20 protein-coding genes are annotated in these 21,055 nt (G+C 44.0%); 10 read left to right on the forward strand and 10 right to left on the reverse strand.

Translation table 11 applies throughout. The annotated features are described in order from the left end of the window. Positions 1-45 precede the first annotated feature (45 nt). Together N4J56_RS24190 and N4J56_RS24195 are read right to left on the reverse strand one after the other, a co-directional pair. Positions 46-1,422 (reverse strand): serine hydrolase, encoded by a 1,377-nt coding sequence (locus N4J56_RS24190; protein WP_317108766.1) that lies wholly within the window; start codon positions 1,420-1,422, stop codon positions 46-48. Further along, complete coding sequence (locus N4J56_RS24195) at positions 1,423-1,935, reverse strand: peptidase C15 (protein ID WP_317108767.1); 513 nt, start codon at positions 1,933-1,935, stop codon at positions 1,423-1,425. It abuts the gene before it with no gap. 154 nt (positions 1,936-2,089) lie between these two features. Between N4J56_RS24195 and hisH the strand changes: the two genes are divergently transcribed. Both hisH and rsmD read left to right on the forward strand, forming a co-directional pair. After that, positions 2,090-2,725 (forward strand): imidazole glycerol phosphate synthase subunit HisH, encoded by a 636-nt coding sequence (hisH, locus tag N4J56_RS24200; RefSeq protein ID WP_317108768.1) that lies wholly within the window; start codon positions 2,090-2,092, stop codon positions 2,723-2,725. Positions 2,726-2,889: 164 nt separating this feature from the next. Beyond that, entirely contained in the window at positions 2,890-3,435 is a 546-nt protein-coding gene (rsmD, locus tag N4J56_RS24205) for a 16S rRNA (guanine(966)-N(2))-methyltransferase RsmD (RefSeq protein ID WP_317108769.1), read from the forward strand. Between the two features lie 30 nt (positions 3,436-3,465). Here the strand turns inward: rsmD and petG are convergent, their stop codons facing one another. Continuing rightward, a complete protein-coding gene (gene petG / locus N4J56_RS24210) occupies positions 3,466-3,582 on the reverse strand; it encodes a cytochrome b6-f complex subunit V (protein ID WP_015154651.1) in 117 nt (38 codons plus the stop codon). A gap of 256 nt (positions 3,583-3,838) precedes the next feature. Between petG and N4J56_RS24215 the strand changes: the two genes are divergently transcribed. Both N4J56_RS24215 and N4J56_RS24220 read left to right on the forward strand, forming a co-directional pair. Then, complete coding sequence (locus N4J56_RS24215) at positions 3,839-4,213, forward strand: cytochrome c (RefSeq protein ID WP_317108770.1); 375 nt, start codon at positions 3,839-3,841, stop codon at positions 4,211-4,213. A 49-nt stretch (positions 4,214-4,262) separates the two neighbouring features. Further along, a complete protein-coding gene (locus N4J56_RS24220) occupies positions 4,263-4,595 on the forward strand; it encodes a YlcI/YnfO family protein (RefSeq protein WP_317108771.1) in 333 nt (110 codons plus the stop codon). Here N4J56_RS24220 and N4J56_RS24225 read toward each other — a convergent pair. From N4J56_RS24225 to ahcY, 5 genes are all read right to left on the reverse strand, one after another. Beyond that, positions 4,592-4,756, reverse strand: a complete 165-nt coding sequence (locus N4J56_RS24225) for a type II toxin-antitoxin system HicB family antitoxin (RefSeq protein ID WP_317108772.1) — start codon at positions 4,754-4,756, stop codon at positions 4,592-4,594. The genes N4J56_RS24220 and N4J56_RS24225 overlap by 4 nt on opposite strands. Positions 4,757-4,812: 56 nt before the next feature. After that, positions 4,813-6,540 (reverse strand): ABC transporter ATP-binding protein, encoded by a 1,728-nt coding sequence (locus N4J56_RS24230; RefSeq protein WP_317108773.1) that lies wholly within the window; start codon positions 6,538-6,540, stop codon positions 4,813-4,815. Positions 6,541-6,654: 114 nt separating this feature from the next. Further along, the gene (locus N4J56_RS24235; RefSeq protein WP_317108774.1) at positions 6,655-7,254 is read right to left on the reverse strand and encodes a DedA family protein; all 600 of its coding nucleotides are present in this window, start codon (positions 7,252-7,254) and stop codon (positions 6,655-6,657) included. A gap of 109 nt (positions 7,255-7,363) precedes the next feature. Next, positions 7,364-7,987: an exopolysaccharide biosynthesis protein gene (locus N4J56_RS24240; RefSeq protein ID WP_317108775.1), complete on the reverse strand. Its 624-nt coding sequence runs from the start codon at positions 7,985-7,987 to the stop codon at positions 7,364-7,366. 202 nt (positions 7,988-8,189) lie between these two features. Next, positions 8,190-9,467, reverse strand: coding sequence for an adenosylhomocysteinase (ahcY, locus tag N4J56_RS24245; protein ID WP_317108776.1), 1,278 nt, complete (start codon positions 9,465-9,467; stop codon positions 8,190-8,192). Positions 9,468-9,887: 420 nt separating this feature from the next. Here ahcY and N4J56_RS24250 point away from each other — a divergent pair, with 420 nt between their 5' ends. Continuing rightward, positions 9,888-11,693 carry a mechanosensitive ion channel family protein gene (locus N4J56_RS24250; protein WP_317108777.1) on the forward strand — a complete coding sequence of 602 codons (1,806 nt, stop codon included), beginning with the start codon at positions 9,888-9,890 and terminating at the stop codon, positions 11,691-11,693. Between the two features lie 33 nt (positions 11,694-11,726). Here N4J56_RS24250 and cydB read toward each other — a convergent pair whose 3' ends face one another. Both cydB and N4J56_RS24260 read right to left on the reverse strand, forming a co-directional pair. Next, positions 11,727-12,740, reverse strand: a complete 1,014-nt coding sequence (cydB, locus tag N4J56_RS24255) for a cytochrome d ubiquinol oxidase subunit II (RefSeq protein ID WP_317108778.1) — start codon at positions 12,738-12,740, stop codon at positions 11,727-11,729. Positions 12,741-12,801: 61 nt separating this feature from the next. Beyond that, a complete protein-coding gene (locus tag N4J56_RS24260; RefSeq protein ID WP_317108779.1) occupies positions 12,802-14,247 on the reverse strand; it encodes a cytochrome ubiquinol oxidase subunit I in 1,446 nt (481 codons plus the stop codon). Between the two features lie 323 nt (positions 14,248-14,570). Between N4J56_RS24260 and N4J56_RS24265 the strand changes: the two genes are divergently transcribed. The 5 genes from N4J56_RS24265 (at position 14,571) to N4J56_RS24285 (ending at position 21,021) form a co-directional block, all read left to right on the forward strand. After that, positions 14,571-15,116, forward strand: coding sequence for a universal stress protein (locus N4J56_RS24265; protein WP_317108780.1), 546 nt, complete (start codon positions 14,571-14,573; stop codon positions 15,114-15,116). Between the two features lie 360 nt (positions 15,117-15,476). Continuing rightward, the gene (locus N4J56_RS24270; RefSeq protein WP_317108781.1) at positions 15,477-19,526 is read left to right on the forward strand and encodes a response regulator; all 4,050 of its coding nucleotides are present in this window, start codon (positions 15,477-15,479) and stop codon (positions 19,524-19,526) included. A gap of 88 nt (positions 19,527-19,614) precedes the next feature. Then, positions 19,615-20,067, forward strand: coding sequence for a D-aminoacyl-tRNA deacylase (gene dtd / locus N4J56_RS24275; RefSeq protein WP_410500579.1), 453 nt, complete (start codon positions 19,615-19,617; stop codon positions 20,065-20,067). Between the two features lie 178 nt (positions 20,068-20,245). Then, the gene (locus tag N4J56_RS24280) at positions 20,246-20,602 is read left to right on the forward strand and encodes a hypothetical protein (protein ID WP_317108782.1); all 357 of its coding nucleotides are present in this window, start codon (positions 20,246-20,248) and stop codon (positions 20,600-20,602) included. Then, positions 20,560-21,021, forward strand: a complete 462-nt coding sequence (locus tag N4J56_RS24285; protein WP_317108783.1) for a hypothetical protein — start codon at positions 20,560-20,562, stop codon at positions 21,019-21,021. Before N4J56_RS24280 ends, N4J56_RS24285 begins: the two co-directional genes overlap by 43 nt. The last annotated feature ends 34 nt before the right edge of the window (positions 21,022-21,055 follow it).

Consider the following 21,055-nt stretch of genomic DNA (forward strand, 5'->3'; position numbering starts at 1 on the left):
AAGTATCTCTGACTCCAACAAATATTTCCTGCAAAACCACCCAGACTAACGGGTAAAAGCCGCTAAGACGCGAGGAATAAATTCTTGGCGCGTTCTGTTTTCATTCCTACCAAGATGAACGATAACGAGTTGGTGTGAAGGAATAATCGCAGTGTACTGATCTTGAAATCCTTGAGCGGTCATAATTTTGCTGTGTCCAGAGGGTGTAGAAACATTCATTAACCAAAAATGAGCGCCATAATTTTTCTTGGGTGCTGCTGGAGTTGGCGTGCGACTGTACTTCACCCAGCCTTCGGGTAGAATGCGTTGCCCTTCCCACATGCCATTTTGTAAATAAAGCAAACCAAACCGCGCCCAATCCCTTGCCGTAGCATACATGAAAGCAGAACCGATAAAGGTTCCCGATGCATCCGGTTCGATAACTGCACTAGACATCCCCAGAGGATTGAATAGAGCGCGACGGGGAAATGTGAGATAATCGGCATCGCGATCGCCGATCGCACGGCGCACAATCCGAGAGAGAATGTTGGACGTACCGCTAGCATACTGCCATTTCCTACCTGGATCGGCTTCTAAAGGTTGATTTGCCGCATAAGCAGCTACGTTACTCTGACCGAATAGCATTTGAATCAGATTACCCAGAGGGTTGCCCTCATTTTCATCAAACTTCAAACCGCTACTCATGCGAAGCATCGAATCTAGTGTAATTTGACTGCGGCGATCGCCGGGATGATTCCACTCTGGCATGAGATTTTTGTCTGTTAGCGACAGCTTACCCTGCTTGACTAAAATGCCTATCAGTGCATTGATCGTACTCTTAGTCATCGACCATCCCAACAACGGCATTTGCGCCGAAAAGCCTGGCGCGTAACGTTCTGCCACAATCTCGCCTTTGTAGACAATGACGACAGCCCTAGAGTCATGTTGAGGATTGAAAATCCAGTCCATAGCTGCCGCAAGTTGTTTTTGGTTGATTTCAGCCGGAATTTGGTTTGTCTTTCCTTGCAACCAACGTCGATCTTGTCGTGGAGTTAAGTTGAGTTGCTGAGTCTGCGATCGCAACTCTTGTACAGAGCGATCGATAACCAAAGTACACCCAAGCCCAGGACGAAAGATTGCTTGGTGCTTTGCCCAACCAAAAATACTTGCCGTGACAGATTGCTGCGGGCGATCGATCTTCACGTGAATTGACTTGACAATTGACTGTTCCAAAGTTGATAAACCTGCAATCTCAGCCAAAACATCTCGATTGAAAATAGACTCTGGAGTGCGTTGAGAGACAAACACACCCGAACAAAATTGTTTTGCTTGATAAGCCGTACCGATACTCAAGACCTGCCACAGGGTAAAGCTAATATAGCCAATAATACTGGCACTAATTAATCCGAAGCTCCACAAGACATATTTAAAAGCTGGTTTCATCTAATAATTACCTAGTCGTTGCAAAATGAATTCAAAATCATTTAAAACAAAATTTAAATTTTGTTCAGTCAATATCGGGACGTGAACAAAAACACAATTTACTGGTAACTGATGACGTTGAATCCACTCTAAAATTGAATAATAAAGTCCTTCGCAGACAAACTTTCCGGCATCGTGACTAATTTTGACTCTGCTGTTCTCCCCGACTAACTTTTCGAGAGCGATGTTTGTCTGTAAGATACTACCATTACAAGCCGCATTAGACTCAATACTCAAATACTGTCGGCGTTCTGCCATACCGCAACAAACAATGAAATTAGGTTTTAACACCTGAGTTTTTTTCATCACTATATTGCTGGCAAGTTGAATGTTGACGGGTAACCGACGCAAAAAGTTGAGAACAGCAAATGTATAGTTAAGTTGAGATATTTTTTCTAATAGGTCGTCAGAAGAATTCGTTTGTTGGTGAGGTAGCCAAGTTGTAAAGGAAGTTAGTAGAATTTTTTTTGCCATGTGAAGTAAGTAAGAAAGTTAAGCATTTGTAGGGGCGGGTTCACCCGAAATCTTCGTCCCAGTCAGTGTTGTTTTGTGAACCCGCCCGTACACAATATTCGTATAAGCAGGTGTATTGACCTAAAATAATAGAGTGCCGGAATGAGGATGAAATATGGCAACGATCGCAGTTGTAGATTATGACATGGGAAACTTGCACTCTGCCTGTAAAGGACTAGAAAATGCAGGCGCAACCCCAAAAATTACGGATTCCGCCAGAGAAATACTACAAGCAGATGCGATCGTCCTGCCAGGAGTCGGCTCATTCGATCCAGCCGTGCAACATTTGCGATCGCGGGGTTTAGAAGCACCCATCAAACAGGCGATCGCTAGTGGGATACCATTCTTAGGAATCTGCCTCGGTTTGCAAATTTTATTTGAAAGCAGCGAAGAAGGTAAAGAGCCAGGGTTGGGAATTATTGCTGGTACTGTCCGCCGCTTCACCTCCGAACCAGGAATTACAATTCCCCACATGGGTTGGAACCAATTGCAATTTACCCAACCAGAATGCACGTTATGGCAAAAGTTGCCATTGAATCCTTGGGTTTATTTCGTCCACTCTTACTATGTCGCTCCCGTCAATTCTGAAGTCCGCGCCGCTACAGTCACTCATGGTAGCCAAGTTGTCACAGCCGCGATCGCCCAAGATAATCTCGTAGCCGTCCAATTTCACCCCGAAAAGTCTTCTACATCAGGCTTGCAAATTTTATCTAACTTCGTGGCGCAGGTAAGGGAAACAGTTCTTGTATAACAGGGAGCAGAAAGGAGCGAGGAGTGAGGAGCGAGGGGGACAAGAGAGTAGAGGAGCAGAGGAAGTTGAGGAACCTGAGGGAGCTGAGGGAGCATTACAATCCAAAATCCAAAATCTAAAATTAATTCACTCACTCCTCACTCCTCGCTCCTCACTCCTCATTTATGAGTCTCAGAATCTCTGGTAATCGCCAATTAAAATCCCTTCCAGGTAGAGATACTCGCCCTACTAGTGGTAGAGTGCGGGAGGCTGTATTTAATATTTGGCAGGGAAAAATTACCGATTGTCGCTGGTTAGATCTATGTGCTGGAACTGGATCGATGGGTGCGGAAGCTTTATGTAGAGGCGCTAATTATGTAATCGGGATCGAACAATCCAGCCGTGCTTGCAGCATTATTCAACAGAACTGGCAGAAAATAGCCAAACCAGAACAACAGTTTCAAGTATTGCGCGGTGACGTATTGAAGCGGTTGAAAACTTTAGCCGGACAGCAATTCGATCGCATCTACTTCGATCCACCCTATGCCAGTGGATTGTATCAGCCAATATTAGAGGCGATCGCTCGCTATCATCTCTTGCATCCAGAGGGAGAACTCGCTATAGAATACGATCCCTCACTTTGGCAACCCCAAGCCTTACCTGGTTTAGAAATTTGTCGCCAAAAAATCTATGGCAACACAACTTTAATTTTCTATACAAAAGAGATGTAGAGACGTTATATTTAACGCCTCTACATATTCTTAGTCAATTCCCAGCTTTTTACCGCGCTTGAATTGCTCGTAAGCTTTGAAAAACAGCCCTGCCAGGGTAACAAAAATTAGACCTAGTACCATGCCATCGAGTAAGGGTTCAACCACGTCAAATCTCCTGAATGTCAGATGTAGTAATATGTTTGCTTAGATTAAGTTTTTCTGCACGTCTTTAATCATACCTCTGTTTAGTTGTATGTAGGGGGCTGACTTAAAACTCTTTAGCTGACTGAATGCCAGTCGATTTTAACAAAAATTTAATCGGTATAAATTAGCGCTATTTGCTTGCCGATAAGGTCAAGAACTTTTAAGCTATGTGTAGGATATAGAAAAGATTTGTCAATTTGACTTTTAGTGAAACCTTTTGGATAACCAGCACGTCCTCAGTCAAAATTCGCTCCAGCGGTTCGCGACGATCGCTCTAGCGCTGTTATTGGCGATCGCAATGGCGATTGTGGGCGCTTACCTACTCAGTCCCGCCGATCCTTATATTAAGGGCGTTTTATCTTTATCTGGCGATCCGATGCAAGGCAATGCGATCTTCCAGATGAACTGTGCTGGTTGTCATGGCTTTCAGGCAGAAGGTAATGTTGGTCCCAGCCTGCAAGGAGTTTCTAAACGGAAGTCAGGCTACGGTTTAATCCATCAGGTGATTAGTGGGGATACACCACCCATGCCAAAATTTCAGCCTAGCGAGAAGGAAATGGCAGATTTGCTCAGTTATTTGGAAACACTGTGAGTAGCAACGTTCAGCCGTACTTATATTTTGATTTTGTCAGGAGTTGGAAATGAGTAGGTTGACAGTACGTTTACCAGAAACGTTGCATCACCAATTAGTGCGTTTAGCCCAAAGCGAAGGTGTTTCTTTAAATCAGTACATTGTTTATGCCCTGACTCGTCAGGTAACATCAGCTTACACGGTTGATACTCTACCTGAAACAACACGCGATCGCCAAAAAGAATCTTTTAATACTCTATTACAGAACTTAGGACAAGCTTCGTCGGCTGAAATTGAGGTAGTAATGGCTGAACGAGAACCTGTCGAACCAGAAGAAAGTTTAACTTCTGAAGTTATTAGTCGCTTGCAAGAGCATATAAGTAATAAAAGATTGTCAAGCTAGGAAAGCTGCTGACTAGCAACATCTAACCATCCTTGAATCGCATCTTTTAGCATCTCTAATAAATGCTCGTAACTTTCACCCCAAGTATGGCAACCTGGTAATGCTGGCACAGAAGCACACCATACACCGTCTTCTTGCCAAATAACAGCTTTAATTTTCATGTGGAGTTCTATAATACATCGATTTAAATTTTAGCGTGTGGCGCGATCGCCATTATTTAACAACTAAACTGTTGAGCATAAAACCGCGCATACCGTCCTTCTAATGCCAACAACTCCTCATGCGTACCTGATTCAAAAATTTGTCCTTTTTCCATTACCAAAATGCGATCGGCACGGCGTACAGTTGTTAAACGGTGGGCGATAATAAATACAGTCCGATTTTGCATCAATCGTTCCAAAGCTTCTTGTACTAAAGCTTCCGATTCCGAATCTAACGCAGAGGTAGCTTCATCTAAGATGAGAATACGCGGATCGAGTAAAACCGCACGAGCGATCGCAATTCTTTGTCTTTGTCCTCCCGATAAATTTACGCCTCTTTCTCCGACTTGGGTGTAATAACCATCAGGAAGTTGCATAATAAATTGATGAGCATTGGCAATTTTGGCGGCTGATTCTACATCTACTAAATTGTAGCTAGCCTGTCCAAAAGCAATATTTTCGGCGATTGCTCCTGAAAATAAAACTGTTTCTTGGGGGACAATACCTATTTGTCGTCGCAGACTTTTCAATTGCACGTCACGCACATCAATTTCATCAATTAAAACTTTTCCTGACTGCGGATCGTAAAAGCGAGGGAGTAAGTTAACTAAAGTTGTTTTTCCGGCTCCAGAAGCGCCTACTAAAGCAATTCTTTCTCCTGGCTGGGCAATTAAATTCAAGTTTTGCAGTACTGGTTGACCGAGTTTATAGGCAAAATTAATATTGGAATATTCAACTTTACCGCTAACCAAAGGTAGAGCGATCGCATTTGGCTTTTCTTCTACTGTCGGTTGAATTGCCAATAATTCAAACACGCGATCGACAGAAGCTTCTGCTTGTTTAAACTCGTTATAATTATTAGTTGTATGACTAATCGGATCGATTATCGATACTGCTGCTGCTAAATAGCTAAAAAATCCGGCTACAGTCAAGTTATTTTGAGAAATTTGCCACGCTGCAAATAAGAGGACGAATAGAAAACTCAAAGCTTGTAAAAATCCCACTACTGGAATTTGAATAGCTTTGAGTCGTTCTGTAGAATATTTAGCTTGTAAAGTTCGTTCGGCTTCGTGACTGAATCGAGCAATTTCTCTATCTTCCGCTGCAAAGGCTTGAATAATCCGAATGCCACTAAAAACTTCAGTTAAAATTGCCGATAAATCTGAAATACGATTTTGACTTTTGAGCGAAAACTTTCTAACTCGTTCCCCAAACCAAGTAATTAAAATACCGATTAATGGCACAACTAAAATAATGGCAATTGTCAGTTGCCAATTTAGATATAACATGTAAATCGGAATTGCCACCAACTGCAAAAGACAAGGAATAAAATCGTGAAAAATTTTATTGACGACTTCTCCAATGCGATCGATATCTTCAGTCAGTCGATAAGATAAATCGCCTGCTTTTGCGGTTTCAAAGTAGCTAAGATTGAGTTTTTGTAGATGACTGTAAACTTGTTTCCTTAGATGAAAAGCAACTTTTAAAGCTGCTTTTGCCATATAAATATCTTGGATCGCTTGGGCAACTCCTCTAATCAAAAAGACAGCAGCACATAAACTAGAAAGTTGAGCGATCGCAACGACGTTACCTTCACCAAACGGTGTGGTTAACCTTCCTGCTAGATGAATTAAGGCTAAGGTAGCAATGACAAAGCCCAAAATTCCCACGCCACCCTTAGCTAGATTTTGCCATTGGGGACGGATGTATGGTAGTAGCTGCCAGTAATAAGAACGAGTTTTCAAGGTAGCGATCGCATAAATTCAGTTGTTCTTTAAATTACCAGTTTTTTACCATATGTAGGGTGCGTTAATAACAACCCTACTTCGACCTAAAGAAGCGATCGAAATGACAATAATTTATCGCCGCTGATTTCGTTTGATAATTATAATGACTAAACCAATAACTAAAGTGGCAAGTACGATTTTAGAGACAGGTGCGAGATATTCCTCTACTAATTGGTAGTTATCTCCCAAAACGTAGCCAGCAGCGGTTAATAGTCCTACCCACAATATCGTTCCTACAGTTGAGTAGATCAGGAACGGTATTATATGCATATCGCTAATTCCAGCGGGAAGGGAAATTAAGGTGCGTACCCCAGGAACCATGCGACACAAAAGTACTGCTTTAACTCCGTGTCTGTCAAACCAGTGTTTCGACCTGTCAATATCTTTACCAGTGATGGTTATCCATTTCCCGTATTTATCTGCCCAATCCCTTAATCGTTCTTCGCCTAAGAATTTACCTGCATAGTACCAAGGTAACGCTCCGATGACAGTTCCTAAAACTCCAGCCGCGATCGCACCTGCAATATTCAACTTACCTTGGGCTGCGGTAAAACCAGCCAATGGCATGATCAGTTCTGAAGGAATGGGAGGAAACAGGTTTTCTAAAAACATCAACAACCCGATTCCCAAATAACCAAGGGAAGTCATGATATTTACAATCCATTCTGTCATCTGGATCAATTCCTCATGCCTAATTTATGAATTCATTCCAGATGATAAGCGAAATTCTATTCAGACTGCTAATTTTACTGGTCTTTGCGATCGCTTATGGTTGCCATAACTACCCACCTTTGAGCCAAGATCTCAGTAAATCGAGCAGGCTAGAACCGCCGACAAATAAAGCAACTAGAATCGATGTGGATAGAATTGCTCCCATTAAACAAAGCACCAAACCACCTAAACTAATTGCGCCGTCATCTTCGAGTAAGCCAAATCCCGTCACGAAGATACCAATTGCTGGCAAAGTATTTGTTCCAGGAATGGGAATCATCATTGAAATTGCCATGAGTGCGATCGCGATGCCGATGATAACTCGTCCAGCAGCACTAGTGCAAACATAGGGCAGCCGAGGATGAGATATCGCCTCAATTCTTTGCAACCAAGGAATACCTGCATTTAAAACCCCTTGAACCTGCTTCAACTCCAGCGAACGATTCGCCAACCGTGGGGGAAGCCAAGGAGTTTTTGCGCCTGCAACTAGTTGAACAGCTAGTACAAATATCAGAATTCCAAAAGGTACGGAATATCCTGGTGCTGGTATCGGTAAAGCGGAAGGAAGAGACAAAATCACAAGTAAAAAACCAAAAACTCTTTCTCCAGATAACGCGAGTACCTGATTGAGAGTTACTTGTGGAGGTGGTTCCTCGAAAAAGAAGCGCTTTAATTCTACAGAAAGTCGAGCCACTGCAATACTTCCTCAAACCCTAACAGCGAGGCAATCCCTCCAACCCCCCTTAAAAAGGGGAGCGATAGAATTCCTCAATAAATTCAACTGCGCCAAGGCAATCCCCCCAACCCCCCTTAAGAAGACAGGCGATAGAATCGGGAATCGATAGTCGGTGTAGGGTGGGCAATGCCCACCTTACAGCATCCTTACCTTACGTCAATTATGTTCCCGAAGTCCAAGAATTGATGTATTCAACTTGTTCTGGTGTGAGAGTATCAACGCTGATACCCATTGCTTGCAGCTTCAATCGAGCAATTTCTTTGTCAACTTCAACTGGGATGGAATGTAAACCAGGAGCAAGTTTACCTTTGTTTTTCACCAGATATTCGCAAGCCATAGCCTGGTTAGCAAAGCTCATATCCATAACAGCGCTGGGGTGTCCTTCTGCTGCTGCCAAGTTTACCAGTCTGCCTTCACCGATGACGACAACTGATTTGCCGCTATTGAGTTTGTATTGTTCAGTGAACGGACGAACATTTTTGACTTCTGCTGCTTTAGATTTTAAAGACTTGAGGTCAATTTCAATATCAAAGTGACCGGAGTTACAGACGATCGCGCCGTCTTTCATCACGTCGAAATGTTCGCTACGAATAACGTGCTTGTTACCTGTAACAGTGATGAAGATATCTCCTTGAGGTGCAGCTTCTGCCATTGGGAGGACGCGGAAACCATCCATGACTGCTTCAATTGCCTTAATTGGGTCGATTTCGGTCACGATGACATTAGCACCCATGCCACGCGCCCGTAGTGCCGTACCCTTACCGCACCAACCGTAACCAGCAACAATTACAGTCTTGCCAGCGAGCAGAATATTGGTAGCGCGAACGATCCCATCTAGGGTAGATTGACCCGTACCGTAACGATTATCAAAGAAATGCTTAGTATCGGCATCGTTAACATTCACCGCTGGGAATGTCAGTACGCCGTCCTTTAACATCGCTTGCAAGCGAACGATACCCGTAGTGGTTTCTTCGGTTGTACCGATTAAGTCAGCGATTTGGTTTTGCCGCTCTTGGATTAAAGTTGCAACTACGTCGCTGCCGTCATCGATGATAATGTTGGGGCGATGATCGAGGGCGATTTGGACGTGTTTGTTATACGTGGCGTTGTCTTCCCCTTTGATTGCAAAGACGGGAATGCCATGATCTACAACTAAGCTAGCTGCTACATCATCTTGAGTAGACAGAGGGTTGCTAGCAATTAAAACGGCATCTGCACCACCAGCTTTGAGGGCGATCGCCAAGTGTGCTGTTTCTGTAGTGACATGACAACAAGCGACCAAGCGAATTCCGGTAAAAGGCTTTTCTTGGGCAAAGCGATCGCGGATCTGCCGTAACACTGGCATCTCGCGCCCAGCCCATTCAATCCGCTGCTTACCTAAGGTTGCTAGAGCAGGATCTTTGATTTCGTACTTTAGTTTATCGAGAGCAACCGTCATGTAGTTAATTCCTAAAGAGTTAATTTAGGTGGTCTTACTTAGCTTAACTGCATTTTTCTAGAAGGGGAATTATTCACTGAACATTAGGTACAGCACGCATATCCCCTGCACAAACACCAGTCCAGACTATGAAGACCAGCCAACAGCCGTCAACCCATCAATAGCTGTTACGCGCAAAATTTACACTTATTTCATACTTTAGCGAACAAACTTCATGTTTTTTTAATCGGAAGTCGGGGAAGAGAGAGTCGCCCATCTGAGGAGCTGAGGAGAAATCCAAAATTCAAAATTTCCTACACCCTACACCCCACACCCTTTCTTCACATCACACTCTTTCCCTCACTCCTCGCTCCTCACTCCTCCCAACAACCATCCTTCATCTAGTAATGTGTATAAGTGTGAAAAGTAGGAGGTGTGGACGTGCGCTCTCAAATTCAGGCGATCGCTAAACCAAAAAGCAGACGACGGCTAGTCATGTGTTTCACTTGTGGCATTTTGGGTTCAATCGTGCTGAATGCTTCAGTTATTGCCCCCACTCTAGCCAAGCCGACACAACCAGCGAATTTACAGCAATCGTTACCTATTCCAGGTTTAAATTCACTCGATCTCCCAGGAATAGACAATTTTCTATCTGCTTACCAACCAACTCGCGATCGCAATAATCCTCAAAGACAGATCTATACTGACTGGATTACCTTAGATGGTCGTCGTTTGTTTCAGGTTACGGCATCTTCTAGGGAGGAGTTAGCTAAGCGGGTAAATGAGGTGCAGTCAAACTTAGAAAACATTAGCGAAGATTACTTTGCAAGCGATTCTGAGGAGGAACCGGAAGTCAGATCTCAACGCCAAACGATTACGGATGCCAATAGTCCAACGGGTGTATCTCAAACTCTGCCAACTATTTCGATTAATCAGCAGTATCTCTTCACTCCCACCGATTTAGATGCTGAGGTTCAAGGAGAAACAAGCGTTCAAAATTTGGCAAGCAAATTAGTCAAATCCCTCAAGCAAGACTTGATCGCAGCCAAACAAGAACGAAAACCTCCAGTTTTGATCCGCCGAGGTGCGATCGCCACTGGAATTTTTGTGGGTATCGTAGTGGCTAGCTGGGGAATTCGCCGTTGGCGCGATCGTTTAGATCGAGTCATACCTATTCCGACGACTCCCACAGATCCCTCAGAGTCAGTCACGACACAATTAACGCAGCAACAGCAAAATAACTTACGGGAAGTCAGGCGAAGAATATTTCAGCTATCTCAAACTGGTGTATGGGTTGGCGGAACGCTGGTAATTTTAGGATTGTTCCCTTACACGCGGTTTATTCCAGTTTGGATTCTAGCGATACTCCAAATTCCAATCGTCAGAATTCCTGCTGTGATTGGACTTGTCTCAATTGGAGCCTATGTCGCCACTCGCGCCAGCTATGTTGCGATCGATCGCTTTACTCATGCACTGGCGAATAATGCCTTATTAGGCGCTCAAGACTACGTACGCTTGCAACTGCGGGTAATGACAATTTCTGGTGTTGCTAAAAGCGTGACCACTATTAGTATTGTCGCTTTAGGTTTACTTCTTGCTCTTTCCACTCTAGGTGTAGATTTAGTTCCAGTGTTAGCTGGTGCGGGGTTACTGGGTGTAGCCATATCCCTAGCATCCCAAAGTTTGATTAAAGATGCAATCAATGGCTTTTTGATTATTGTAGAAGACCAGTACGCCGTAGGTGACGTAATTAACGTCGGTACTTTTGGCGGTTTGGTAGAAAATCTCAATCTGCGAATCACTCAGTTACGCGATGCCGAAGGTAGATTAATTACTATTCCCAATAGTGAAATTAAAATTGTGGCAAACCTTTCTAGTCGGTGGTCGCGTGCCGATTTAAGTATACCCGTTGCTTACAATGCCAACCTCGACCAAGCATTATTTTTAATTGAAGAGGTGGGTGTAGAAATGGATCGAGATCCCCAGTGGCGAGATCAAATTTTAGAAAGACCAGAAGTACTAGGAGTTGATAATTTTGGCGATCGCGGTTTAATTATTCGGGTTTGGATTAAAACCCAACCCCTCAAACAATGGGATGTAGCCAGAGAATATCGCCGTCGATTGAAAAAGGCTTTCGATATCGCCGATATTGCGATTCCCGTACCGCAACAAGCTGTCTGGGTACATACTCCTCCTGTTTTGCGATCGCACCTCGATACTAATGACACTTCTAAGGTTGGAAAGTAATTTTTGTAGAGCAGCGCTATAGCGCTGCTCTACCTATTCCCCATAATGTCCTCCTGTTACCTTGCCTCTAAACACGACATATTGATAAAGGTTGTAAAACAGCATGACAGGAATGAGAAAACCAATAAAAATAATCATGATGACTAACGAACTGGGGTCAGCCGATGCCTCGTAAATTGTGATATTAGGAGGAATAATGTAGGGAAAAACAACTAAAGCCAGTCCGATGAAAGTGAGGACGAATAGTAGAATTGTCCAAACAAATGGCGCTCGTTCCTGCTTGCGATCGAGGCTACCTAAAAGCTTAGAAATCAGAAGTATTCCCACTACAGGAATAATCCCGAAAATATAAACAAGCGGTTGTTGAAATAATCGAGTTCTGGCACTTTCATAAAAGATAGGAGTTGAAATCGTGATAAAAATCGCTCCGATTAAAGTTGTGAAAGCAGCTATTCTCGCAGTTTTGTAATGAGTTTCCTGTAACTCTCCTTCAGTTTTCCAAATCAAATAAGTCGAACCGATCAACACGTAACCTTGAATTAACGTCAGAGCAATTAATATTGATTGCCAACTCAGCCAGTCCCAAGTGCTACCGATAAAATGTCCTGCTTCATCAACTTTAATGCCTTCTAATACGCTACCTAAAGCAAATCCCTGACCGAGAGCTGCTAAAAAACTTCCAGCTCCAAACGCTATATTCCAAATCAATTTGCGCTTTGCTTGTTCCCGAAATTCAAAGGCAACCGCTCGAAAAATAAACCCAAATACCATAGCAATAATTGGGATGTAAAGCGCACTTAAAATTGTGCTATAAGCGAGGGGAAATGCACCAAATAAACCACCTCCCATCAATACCAACCAAGTCTCATTAGCATCCCAAATATTACTCAGACTCGTCATCAAAAGTCCTCGCCGCTCCTCATTATCAGAAGTCAGCGAGAGAATACCTACTCCCAAATCAAAACCGTCGAGCATGACGTAGAGAAACAGAAACAGTGCCAAAATTCCAAACCAAATCTGAGGAAGAAAATATGTGAGTGTCTCCATGTGGTAATTGGTAAGAGATAGAATGTTAATTTCTTAATTTTGCATTTTGAATTTTGAGTTTCTACTGTTGTGCTTCTACGGGGCGTTCGTCAGGCACAAATTCACCAGGGGAAGTGTCGATCGCGGGACGAATAGTTTCAACACCTGGGATGGGTAATTCTAAGTTTGGTCCTTTGCGAATAATGCGGCTACCGAAATACAAAGTGGCGACAAATAACACCGCATAAACGATCGCAAAGCCTGTCAGCGAAACTAAGACATTCCTAGCAGGAACGTGAGAGGCAGAATCTACGGTGCGGATTTGATTGTATAACGTCCACGGTTGCCGTCCGACACAACGCACGATCCAACCAGAGTCAATCGCAATGAAGCCTAGAGGAGCCGCAAAAATCCAGGTACGTAATAGCCAGCGTTGCTGAGTAACTTTTTCGCTATTCAGCTTGCCAAGTAACCAGTAAAGGGTACTCCATAGCATTAGGAAAGCTAGGAAAAATCCAATCCCAATCATAATGCGAAAGGAATAGTAAACTAAACTAACTAAATGCGGTCGATCTTCTGGTTTAAAATCTCTCAGTCCTACAACAGGTTCGGTGAGATTTTGTTTGAATTCTAAAATGTATCCTAAAGCGTTAGGAATGGTAATTTCCCAATCATTTTTTTGCGCTTTGTCGTTAGGTAATGCTACTAAACTCCAATCAGCAGGCTGTCCGGCGGGGGTCGTTTCCCATTGCGCTTCCATAGCAGCGAGTTTCGCAGGTTGATAGTGATATACCTGTTCGCCACTTAAATGTCCTATGTAAATCTGCATAGGTGCAACTGCGATCGCAGCTGCTAAAACGATTCGTAAAGACTTAGAAAAGAAAGCTGGGTGGCGATTGTTGAGAATGTACCACGCACTGATTCCGCCGACGAGAAACAGCGAAGTCTCTAACGTTGCAAAGAACATGTGTAGTACGCTCTTTGCCATAAATGGATTGGCGATCGCCTGAAAGTAGTCCCTAACGATAAACTTACCATTGATAATTTCTCCACCCGCAGGCGATTGCATCCAAGAGTTTGCCGTCAAAATCCACAGCGTAGATAAGTTCGCACCCAACGCCACCATAATCGTCGCCACATAGTGAATGGTAGAGTTGACGCGCTCCCAGCCAAACAGCATAATTCCCAAAAAAGCAGCTTCTAGCATAAAAGCCCAAGCCGCTTCAAACCCGATGACACTGCCAAAAAAGTTACCCACAGCCTCGGAAAATGGAGCCCAGTTAGTTCCAAACTGAAATTCCATTGGAATTCCCGTCGCTACTCCAATGCCAAAATTCAGCACGTAAAGCTTAGACCAAAAGCGGGCATGGTAGTAATACTCAGGGTTACGAGTCCTCAACCATAATCCCTCAACAATGACCAAATATATTCCCACACCTGTAGTAATTGTGGGCCAAAGCATGTGAAATAGGGCAGTCAGCGCAAACTGCATCCGCGACAGCACGACGGTATTGGAGAGAAAATCCATGAATGCTCGTCTCTTATTCAGTGCAGTGTCATTCTATCGAGGCTGAGCGTTAGAGGAAATTAAAAGTTTGTAAGTCGGGAGTCGGGAGTCGGGGGTTGGGGACAAGGGAGACAAGGGAGCAACTCAAAATTCACGCATTCAAAATTTCCCTACACCCTACACCCCACATCCCTTCTTCACTAGCCACCAGCCACTAGTCACTCTCTACTGACAACTGATTCCTCACAATTTCCTCAAATTATTTTTATATATTGAACATTGACTCGATTCATAAATAATTACGAATTACGAATTACGAATTACGAATTGCAAAGGCGGTTGTTATGTTCCAAAAAATTTTGGTTGCAGTAGATACGTCAAAAAGCAGCAAACAGGTGTTTGATACGGCTTTATCTTTAGCTAAGGCAAACAACGCTAGTCTGTTGTTGTTGCACGTAGTATCAGAAGAAGAACTCGGCAGCCCTACACCGATTTTACCTAGCTTGGAATACTATCCATCGGTGTATGAGAAAAATATGGAATTGTACCAACAGCAGCGAGAAGCGTTTACGAAACAAGGTCTGGACATGTTGAGATCGCGCCATCAAGAAGCAATGGCTGCTGGGGTCATTAATGTGGAATTTCGGCAATTATCGGGTAGTCCTGGGCGGCTGATTTGCGATTTTGCTTTGGCTTGGAAGGCAGATTTAATTGTCACCGGACGCAGGGGACGCAGAGGTTTATCTGAGTTTTTTATGGGTAGTGTTAGTAATTACGTCTTGCATCACGCTCCTTGTTCTGTCTTAACGGTACAGTCCCCAGTGCAGCCAGCAGAGAAACTACAGTCGGCTGAACGTGAAGTATCACTCGGATACAAGTCTAGCAATTGAATGCGGAAAGAATTTGTACATGAATCCAATCTAGTAGGGGCGGGTTTACCAAAAAACTCCGATCTCTACCGAGATTTCGGGTAAACCCGCCCGTACAAAACATTCGTGCAGGAAGTCTAGTGTGTTGAGGCGATTTCCGCGCCCTGTAGCAACAAGCGGGCAATGTTCGATCGCTAAGGTTTTGATATATTAGGCGATCGGCTTTTCCCATGTAACAAATTCTTGCTACTTGTAAACTTAAGCGATTCCTATAAAGTAGCTTGATTAAAGATCGGCTTGATAGCAATTTTTGGATTGTATTTCATCTGTATTTTGCTCGTTAATTGCTATCTTCTATCGCCAGGGAAAAGCTAGTTAGCAATGAAAATCTTAGTTGTAGAAGATGACGAGTTAGTTGCCCACGCCCTTACTGCCGTCCTCACCAACCAAAACTATGCAGTTGAGGTTGCGATTGATGGTCTTGCGGCTTGGGATTTAGTCCAAGCTTTCGACTACGACTTGATTGTATTGGATGTCGTCATACCTAAACTAGATGGCATTAGTCTTTGCCGTCAAATCAGAGCTAAAGGTTTGTCAACGCCAATTTTATTGTTAACCGGTCGAGATAGCAGCCACGATAAAGCAATTGGATTAGATGCGGGTGCAGATGACTACTTAACTAAACCTTGCGACTCTGAAGAATTAGTCGCTCGGATCAGAGCGCTATTGCGCCGTAGCGGTTTAGTTTCCCCGCCAGTGCTAGAGTGGGGCGATTTGCAATTAGACCCCAGTAGTTGTGAGGCAACTTATAGTCAAAAGCATTTGTCATTAACTCCCAAGGAATATGCACTTTTAGAGCTGTTTTTACGTAACAGTCGCCGCGTTTTTAGTTGTGGCACGATCTTGGAACATCTCTGGTCTTATGAAGACATTCCCAGCGAAGAAGCCGTGCGGACTCATATTAAAGGATTGCGGCAAAAACTCAAAGCCGCAGGAGCTAATAGCGATCTGCTCGAAACTGTCTACGGCATTGGCTATCGTCTCAAGCCTTTGGAAAATAAGGGAGCAGGGAGCAGGGAGCAACTCAAAATTCAAAATTCAAAATTCAAAATTCAAAATTCAAAATTCGATCGCGCACCACGCACCACGCAACAGACACTATCGGCAGTTGCAGGAATTTGGCATAAATTTAAGCCCAGGGTTGCAGAGCAGATTGGCGTGTTGGAGCAAGCATCTGCTGCTGTCAGCGCAAATCATACCTTGTCTCCAGAACTGCTCGAATCAGCACGAAAAGAAGCGCATACCCTAGCAGGCTCGTTAGGAACTTTCGGCTTTGCGCAAGGATCGAAACTGGCGAAAGAAATTGAGCAGATGCTAAAAGGCGATCGCGCTGTCTTGCTATCTGAGGCAACAAATTTTTGCCGTCTAGTGTTGGCTCTGGGTCAAGAAATTGAGCAGAAAGGAGAAGCAGGTAAGTCACAAACAGAATCAGAGCAACCATTGCTACTGATAGTCAATCGCGAACGCTCGATCGCCCAACAGTTAACCGCAGCAGCTACAGACAGAGGATTTAGGGTCGCGATCGCTAATAACCTCGATACTGCTAGAAACAAGCTTTACCAAGAGCATCCCAGTATTGTCCTCCTCGATCCTGATATTTGTCCGCGTCATGACGAGAGTTTGAGCTTGCTAGCAGAACTGAAGCAGCGTCAGCCACCCGTACCAGTGATAGTTTTGACCGAGCAAACAGACTTGAGCCATCGGCTGCAAATTGCTCGTAGTGGTGGATGCACCTTTTTGCAAAAGCCTATGCCTGCCGCACAAGTACTAGATGCAGTGGCGCAAGCATTAGAAAATGCACCCCATGCAGAAGCTCATCTACTCGTTGTGGACGACGATCCAAAAATCCTCGCAGTGTTACCAGCATTGCTCAATCCTTGGGGATTGAAAGTGACAACTTTAGAAGATCCGCGTCGGTTCTGGGAAACTTTAGAAGCCACTGCACCGGATCTGTTGATTCTAGATGTGGAAATGCCCTATGTCAATGGCATCGACCTATGCCAGGTGGTACGTAACGAGCCGCGCTGGAGCGATCTACCAATTTTATTTTTGACAGTCCATCACGATGCCGACATTGTAGATCGGGTGTTTAGTGCTGGTGCAGATGATTTTGTGCGTAAGCCGATTGTGGGTTCCGAACTCGTGACTCGGATCGTCAATCGCTTAGAGCGGATGAAACTACTACACCGGATTAACCAAGTCAGAGCAACGAACAATGTCGAAAGCGAAAATCGCTTCAAGCTGAACGAGCAACTCCAGTCGGAGTTAAACGAGCGCCAGCGCACCCAAGAAGCATTGCAAAATTCTCAAGCCTTATTTGCCGGAATCGTCGCAATAGCCGATGACGCGATTATTTCAATCGATAGCAATCAACGCATCACCTTGTTTAACTCTGGAGCCGAGAGAATATTCGGCTACTCAGCAGCAGAAGCGATCGGACAACCGCTTGACTTGTTGCTACCAAAGCGTTTTGCCGCAGCACATCGTCAGCACGTAGATGAATTCGGTCAATCCCCAAATTTAGCTCGCCGGATGGGAGAACGACGCGAAATTTACGGTTACCGCAAGGATGGGACTGAATTTCCTGCCGAGGCGAGTATCTCCAAGTTAAATTTGGCAGGAGAAACAGTATATACGGTTTACTTGCATGATGTGAGCGATCGCAAGCAAATCGAGCGGATGAAAGATGAGTTTATTTCCGTTGTCAGCCACGAACTCCGCACGCCTTTGACTTCGATTCACGGTTCTTTAGGGATGCTTGCTAGTGGTTTACTCCAGCCAGACTCACCGCAGGGACAACGCTTATTGCAAATTGCCACCGATAGCACCGAACGCTTGGTGCGCCTGATCAACGACATTCTCGATATCGAGCGGATCGAGTCGGGTAAGGTGAAGATGGAAAAAGAAAGCTGCGATGTTACCGAGTTGATAACTGAAGCAGTGAACGTGATGCAGCCTCTCGCCGACAAAGCTGGGATTACCTTATCTGTTTCTAGCCTACCGATTCAAGTATGGGCAGATCCAGACCGCATCGTTCAAACTCTCACCAATCTACTTTCTAACGCGATTAAATTTTCGCCTAGTGGTAGTACTGTTTGGTTGAGTGTGGAATTAGGAGCGAGGAGCGAGGGGCGAGGAGCGAGGGAAAATGAAGTAGAGAGAACTGGGAGAGCTGGGAACACAGGGGGAGAAATCCAAAATCCAAAATTCAAAATCCAAAATTCAAACATCTCCGACCCCCTCGCTCCTCGCTCCTCGCTCCTCACCCCTCATATCACATTCCAAGTGCAAGACACCGGACGCGGTATTCCAGCCGACAAACTCGATAGTATATTTGAACGATTTCAACAAGTTGACTCAACAGATTCTCGCAAGCATGATGGGACTGGTTTAGGGTTGGCAATTTGCCGCAGTATCGTACAACAGCATGATGGACGCATTTGGGTTGAAAGCGTTCTGGGTGAAGGCAGTACTTTTTACTTTACGCTGCCTGTCTTGCAAGCTAAATCGAGTATGAAATCGGATGATTTAACCAATTCTTTACTGCTCGCTCCTCAAAGCCAGGTGCTGCAAGTTGGGACTCAACACAGTGGTTCTTCCTCTCCCTTGGTATTAATTTGTGACGACGATCCTGATGTTGGAGCTGAACTACAAACCCTGCTGGAAAATAAAGGCTATCGCACGGTCGTCGTGCATTCTGGACAAGAAGCGATCGCCTCTGCTGCTACCCTACATCCTGATGCAATTTTACTAGATTTGCTGATGCCAAAAATGAATGGCTGGGAGGTGATGGCAAAGCTGAAAGAGCGATCGGATACGAAAGACATTCCCATCGTCATTTGTAGTATTTGCGCTCCTAGTCAGAGTCCGCTCAGTCAAAATTCGAGCGCTTGGGTGAGTAAGCCAGTTGATGAAAACTCGCTGTTTGACTCTCTCAAGCTAGCTCTAGCTAAAAACGCTCGACCAGTCCGCGTATTGCTGGTTGAGGATGATGCCGAGTTAGCCGAACTTTTGCTTGCACTGCTTAAAAGTCATAATATTGAAACTTTTCTTGCCAAAAATGGACGCGAGGCAATTCGCTTGAGTCAGGAAATCAAACCCGATCTACTGATTCTCGATCTGATTTTGCCTCAAGTGGATGGATTTGGTGTCGTTGAGTGGCTGCATCAACACGATCGCCTTTACAGTATTCCTTTAGTCGTCTATTCTGCCAAAGACCTCGACCAGTCAGAGCGAAATCGGCTCAAGCTAGGACATACGGAGTTTCTGACCAAAGGACGAGTCTCTCCTCAAGACTTCGAGCAAAGAGTACTGGAGTTAATCGGACAAATGACTCAAAGCAAACCTCACGACGCTAGCAACGACCAATAAGAAATTTTTGGTGCTGGAAAAGCGATCGCCCTTAGTATCTTTGGTAATAGTAATATGGCGATCGCTCTTTACTCTCTATTTCGTCATTATGCGCGTCATCATTCAGCGAGTTAAATCTTCTTACGTCACCGTTGGCGAACAAACTATTGGTAAAATTGGACGGGGTTTAAACTTGCTGGTGGGAATTGCCGATACTGATACGGAAGCAGAACTCGACTGGATGGCGCGTAAATGTTTGGAATTGCGTCTATTCGGTGCAGAGGAAGGGAACGATCGCTGGCAAAAATCCGTCACAGAAATCGATGGCGAACTCTTAGTTGTCAGTCAGTTTACTCTGTATGGCGATTGTCGTAAAGGTCGCCGCCCTTCCTTCGACCGCTCGGCTGCACCAGAAGCAGCGAAAAACCTATACAATCTGTTTGTGGAAAAGCTACGCGACAGTGGTTTAAAAGTAGAAACGGGAGAGTTTGGCGCGATGATGCATGTTTTTATTGATAATGATGGTCCCGTGACTTTGCTAGTAGAGCGAGAAGCCAAGTAGGGGCAGGTTTATCCGAAATCTTTGTCGCAGTCAGAGTTGTTGAACAAACCCACCCGTACAAAATTCAAAATTTAAAATTATTGATTCATGATGTTAAATAAAGTTATCGTGAAAAGAATGCAGATATTTTTGCATTCTTATTTTTGTTTGCAATTTTGACAAAATTAGAGATAAATTCTTGAATGATGCTTCCAGAATGGCAACGATTGAGTCATTGGTAGACTTTCACACTTTTAGTATCGATCGCTCTACTTATATCTGGACTGGCGATAAATATTTCTATGAAGATCGTTTTTATTCTGACAAGCCACCAATTATGGCATTGTATAGTTCGGTATTTTATTTATTTCTAAAATCTGTCTTTAACCTGACTATTGCCACCCATCAATCTGCGACTTACTTTTTGTTAACCGTACTAATTATGGGCGTTATGTCCAGCTTAGGACTAGTTTGCTTGTACGAGATTTTCAAATTTTTTCGGATTGATGAGCGGTGGACAAATATTGTGCTGCTGCTGGCGGGGGGGGAACGTTAGTTCTACCATATTCAATTGTCTTTAACAACCATGCCTTTAGTGGCAGTCTTTTACTCTTCAGCTTTTTACTTTTTATTACTCAGACGGCACGAAGTAAGAAATGCCGCGATCGCCGGATTTTTATTGCTTTTGCTGGTAGTACTGATATTACAATGTTCGCCTTAATTCCGTTGTATTCTATTTTGTTATTTAATCAGAAGCATCAAGCCAAACTAGCTTTCATTTTGGCTTGTATTCCGATGATATTACTTTATATATGGTTGAATTTTTATACTTCTGGCAGTATCATTCCTCCAGCCATGAATGCCAAATTATGGGACTATCCAGGCTCTTATTTTGGTACAGGTAAATCTTTCAGGATTGGTAGGACACGATTTACAAAGTTTAGCTATTTATGCTTTTCATATGCTCGTTGGTAGTAGAGGTTTGCTATCCTATACTCCAATTTTATTA

The sequence above is a fragment of the Chroococcidiopsis sp. SAG 2025 genome, from assembly GCF_032860985.1.
Lineage (GTDB): Bacteria > Cyanobacteriota > Cyanobacteriia > Cyanobacteriales > Chroococcidiopsidaceae > Chroococcidiopsis.

Bases quoted from the DNA above. Each gene is read 5' to 3' on its own strand.
- cydB (WP_317108778.1), bottom strand. From the start codon at position 12,740: ATGGAGACACTCACATATTTTCTTCCTCAGATTTGGTTTGGAATTTTG.
- N4J56_RS24220 (WP_317108771.1), top strand. From the start codon at position 4,263: ATGAGTAGGTTGACAGTACGTTTACCAGAAACGTTGCATCACCAATTA.
- dtd (WP_410500579.1), top strand. From the start codon at position 19,615: ATGCGCGTCATCATTCAGCGAGTTAAATCTTCTTACGTCACCGTTGGC.
- N4J56_RS24265 (WP_317108780.1), top strand. From the start codon at position 14,571: ATGTTCCAAAAAATTTTGGTTGCAGTAGATACGTCAAAAAGCAGCAAA.
- N4J56_RS24225 (WP_317108772.1), bottom strand. From the start codon at position 4,756: ATGAAAATTAAAGCTGTTATTTGGCAAGAAGACGGTGTATGGTGTGCT.
- N4J56_RS24190 (WP_317108766.1), bottom strand. From the start codon at position 1,422: ATGAAACCAGCTTTTAAATATGTCTTGTGGAGCTTCGGATTAATTAGT.
- ahcY (WP_317108776.1), bottom strand. From the start codon at position 9,467: ATGACGGTTGCTCTCGATAAACTAAAGTACGAAATCAAAGATCCTGCT.
- N4J56_RS24270 (WP_317108781.1), top strand. From the start codon at position 15,477: ATGAAAATCTTAGTTGTAGAAGATGACGAGTTAGTTGCCCACGCCCTT.
- hisH (WP_317108768.1), top strand. From the start codon at position 2,090: ATGGCAACGATCGCAGTTGTAGATTATGACATGGGAAACTTGCACTCT.
- N4J56_RS24260 (WP_317108779.1), bottom strand. From the start codon at position 14,247: ATGGATTTTCTCTCCAATACCGTCGTGCTGTCGCGGATGCAGTTTGCG.
- rsmD (WP_317108769.1), top strand. From the start codon at position 2,890: ATGAGTCTCAGAATCTCTGGTAATCGCCAATTAAAATCCCTTCCAGGT.
- N4J56_RS24235 (WP_317108774.1), bottom strand. From the start codon at position 7,254: ATGACAGAATGGATTGTAAATATCATGACTTCCCTTGGTTATTTGGGA.
- N4J56_RS24195 (WP_317108767.1), bottom strand. From the start codon at position 1,935: ATGGCAAAAAAAATTCTACTAACTTCCTTTACAACTTGGCTACCTCAC.